The sequence below is a fragment of the Neoroseomonas rubea genome (genome assembly GCF_016106015.1).
Lineage (GTDB): Bacteria > Pseudomonadota > Alphaproteobacteria > Acetobacterales > Acetobacteraceae > Neoroseomonas > Neoroseomonas rubea.
Genome location: NZ_JACADQ010000413.1, coordinates 1 through 3,261, shown reverse-complemented (window position 1 = coordinate 3,261; position 3,261 = coordinate 1). Strand labels below are relative to the sequence as shown.

General features: G+C 72.7%; 3 protein-coding genes. All 3 read right to left on the bottom strand.

Annotation, left to right across the window (positions count from 1 at the left end; translation table 11 throughout):
* Positions 1-136: 136 nt before the first annotated feature.
* Positions 137-1,690: a ShlB/FhaC/HecB family hemolysin secretion/activation protein gene (locus HW577_RS22855; RefSeq protein ID WP_198378417.1), complete on the bottom strand. Its 1,554-nt coding sequence runs from the start codon at positions 1,688-1,690 to the stop codon at positions 137-139.
* 346 nt (positions 1,691-2,036) lie between these two features.
* The gene (locus tag HW577_RS22850) at positions 2,037-2,594 is read right to left on the bottom strand and encodes an OmpA family protein (protein WP_198378416.1); all 558 of its coding nucleotides are present in this window, start codon (positions 2,592-2,594) and stop codon (positions 2,037-2,039) included.
* A 66-nt stretch (positions 2,595-2,660) separates the two neighbouring features.
* On the bottom strand, positions 2,661-3,261 hold a 601-nt coding region (locus HW577_RS22845), incomplete at its 5' end, for an NAD(P)/FAD-dependent oxidoreductase (RefSeq protein WP_198378415.1).

The following is a 3,261-nucleotide window of genomic DNA, read 5'->3' as shown; positions in this document are numbered from 1 at the left end:
CCGCGACCGGCAGCAGCGCGGTGGTGCCGAGCAGCCAGAGCCGCGCGGGCTTGCGCCGCTGTGTCGCGCGGGCCGGGGCGGGGGTGTCGGTGCGGCCGGCGCGTGCCTGGCCCCGGGGCGCGCGACGGGCCATGTCTCAGAACCTCACAAGCGTGCGGAAAATGAGCTGCGTCGCGCGGAGCGGATCGGCCGCGATGCCCTCGGGCCGCGTCGTCAGCCGACGCGCCAGTTCAAGGTCCAGTTGGACCGTGTCCGCGACCACCGTCCGCACGCCGCCGCCCCAGGAGGACAGGCGCCGGTCGGCGTCCGTGTCGAGGTTCTGGTAGGCCCAGCCCATGTCGCGGAAGACGTACAGCTGCGTCGAGCCCCGGTTGTTCCCGAGCGCGGGCTCGGCAGGGATTTCGTAGGCCAGATCGAGCTGCAATTCCACTGCGTAGCCGTATCCCCAATCCCCGGTGACTTGCCCGGAATAGTAGCCGCGGCCGAGCCGGGACCCGCCCAGGTAGTATTTCTCGGCCGGCGGGAGTACCGCTGATGAGTATTGCCCCGACACATACGCCTGCACATTCACCATCGCCCCGTCGAAGGGGGCAAAGAGGGGCTGCACGCGCTGGTACTCTGCCGTCACCTTGGTGAAGTCGAACTCGCTGCCGATGCGCGTCGCCTGCGGATCGTCGCGCGCCGTCGCGTCCCACACCGACAGGCCCTGGTGGATGCGTGCCGCGCCCTGGTTCGTCGCCGCGGGCAGGAAGGGGATGAATTCGTCGAGCGCCTGCATGTCGAAGCCGCCGCGCGCGGTGCGGATGCGGTCGCGCCCGGCCAGCGTGCGCCCGCCGCCGCCGAAGATTCCGACACCCGTGTAGACATCGCTGTCGAAGATATCGAACTGCCCGACCGCCCAGAGGTTCGCCGGGCGCGACCGGATGATCGGATAGGTCGCGACCACGCCGGCGAGCCGCGTCTCGCCCTCATAGCCGATGTCCTCGAGCTGGCCGGAGGGCGCGGTATTGCCCATGCCGGCGTAGATGCGCACGCGCAGGCCCGAGCCGCCGATGAAGGTCTCGACGCCGGCCTGGGCGAACCACTGCGTCGCCTGCTCGGCGCCGAAGAGCGAGACCTCGGTCCGTTCGCCGTACTCGGTCACCGAGTTCAGCCCGGCGACCAGCAGCCCCTGCCAGGGCCCGGTCAGCCGGTAGCCGCGATTGTCGAGGTTGAAATAGCCCGACAGCGCCGAGCGGCTGATCTGGGCAATCAGGCGGAGCGCCCCCGGCTCGCCCTGGATCGGCTGCAGCACGCCGCGCACGCGCACGCCGGGGATGTCGGAGGCGAGCAGCAGCGCGCGCTCCACCGCCGCGGTGGAGACCGGCCGGACATCCTTCACGCGTTCGAGGAAGCGCAGCACCTGCGTGCCCGCGGGCCCGATGTCGCCATCGAGCCGAACCTCGGCCACGTAGCCCTCGGTGACCACGAAGCGCGCCTCGTTCTGCCCGCCCGGACCCGGCACGAGCGACGCCGCGACCGAGACGAAGGGGTAGCCCGCCCGCCGATAGGCGCCGAGCAGGGCGAGCCGCGTCTCCTCGATCCGGGACAGTGGCACGGTCTGGCCTTCGAGACCGGAGACCACCGCGCGGACGCGCCGTTCCCGCAGCGCCGTGTTCCCCTGCACCGTCGCGGTCGAGATGGCGACCATCCGGCCTTCGCCCGGGCCCCGGCGCGCGGCTTCGGCGGGCGGCTGGGTGCGCGGGGACAGCGCTGGCGCGTCAGGCGGTGCGACGCGCTCGATGATCCGGGACGGGGGTGGCGGCGGGCGCGGGATGCCCCCCGGTGCCTGCGCCGAGGCCAGGCCGGGCAGTGCGAGGATCAGGCCGGCTGCGAAATATCGCGCGCCGAAACGGGAACCATGAGGCGCCACTTTGACTCACGAAATGGTTCTCGTGAGTCTACCGTGCCTTAAGGGGATTTCTATCCACATTACCTTGAGATGGCGCAAAGGCCCGGCAAGCGTCACCTGCGCGCAACGGTTGAACGGCCCCCGGCTACTCCCCCAGGTTCAGGATCTGCACGCGCCGATTGCGAGCTTCCGGAACGTTGTCCGCGGTTGCTACCAGGGGTTGTGTTTCGCCCAGGCCGAGCGTTTCGAGCCGGCCGGGCGCGATGCCGTGCCGGCCGACCAACCCAAGGCGCACGGCCTCCGCCCGCCGTTCCGACAGGCGCAGGTTCATCGCCGCGTCGCCCACCGTGTCGGTATGGCCTTCGATGCGAATGCGCGACCGCGCCAGTTCCGGCGCGGCGAGCGCGCGCGCCAGCGCCGCGACGACTGCTTCGGCCTCCGGCGTCAGCGTCGCCGATCCGGTGGCGAAGGTGACCATCAGCGACACGGCAGGGATCCCGGGCGGCGCCGTGGTCGCGGCCTGCACCGGGCCGGCCGGCGTGACGGGGGCGGTGACGGCGTCCGGCTCCCGCCCCGGGATGCGGATGCCGCGGGTGAGGTTGCGCACGATGCTGTCGGCCATCGGGTCGGGCACGGCCGGCGCCTGGGCGGCGGCGGGCAGCGCGACGAGGCCGGCGAGGAGGGCAAGGAGCGGGGCACGCATGGGGGCGACCTCCAGATTTCGTGAGGCGAAGTAGAGCACATCCGGCGCCGCGCGTGGCGCCTTGCCTCAACCGAAGCGCGCGACCGAGAAGTCCGGCGCGACCGCCTCCCGCCCCAGCACGGCTTCCGCCGTGATGCGCCCGCAGACCGGCCCGAGCGTGTAGCCCGAGGAGGTGACGGCCGCGAACAACCCCGGGCAGCCCGGCACTTCGCCGAGGATCGGCGCGCGGTCGATATGCACGTTCATCCCCGTCCAGGCGCGCAGCACCGAAAGCCCGGCCACGGCCGGCACGACGTGGCCCGCGACCCACAGATTGCCCTCGATGCTGGTGCGCCGGTTGCGCGTGGCGCCCGTGGCCGGGTCATGCGTGCCCGGCCAGGCGCCGCCCACCAGCAGATGCCCGTGCGGTCCCTGCTTGAGCGAGAGATGCCGCCCCGCATGGGCGACGAGGTGCGGGATGAGCGGGCCCGTCGCCTCGGTCGCGATCACCTGCTGCACCAGGCCGCCGACCGGCAGCCGCACCCCGGCGAGCGCGGCGATCCGCCCAGACCACGGCCCGGCCGCGACCACCACGCGCCCGGCGCGGATCGTCCCGCCCTCCGTCGCCACCGCGAAGCCGGCGCCGTCGCGCGCGATGCCGGTGACATCGACGCCGCTGGCGAGGCGC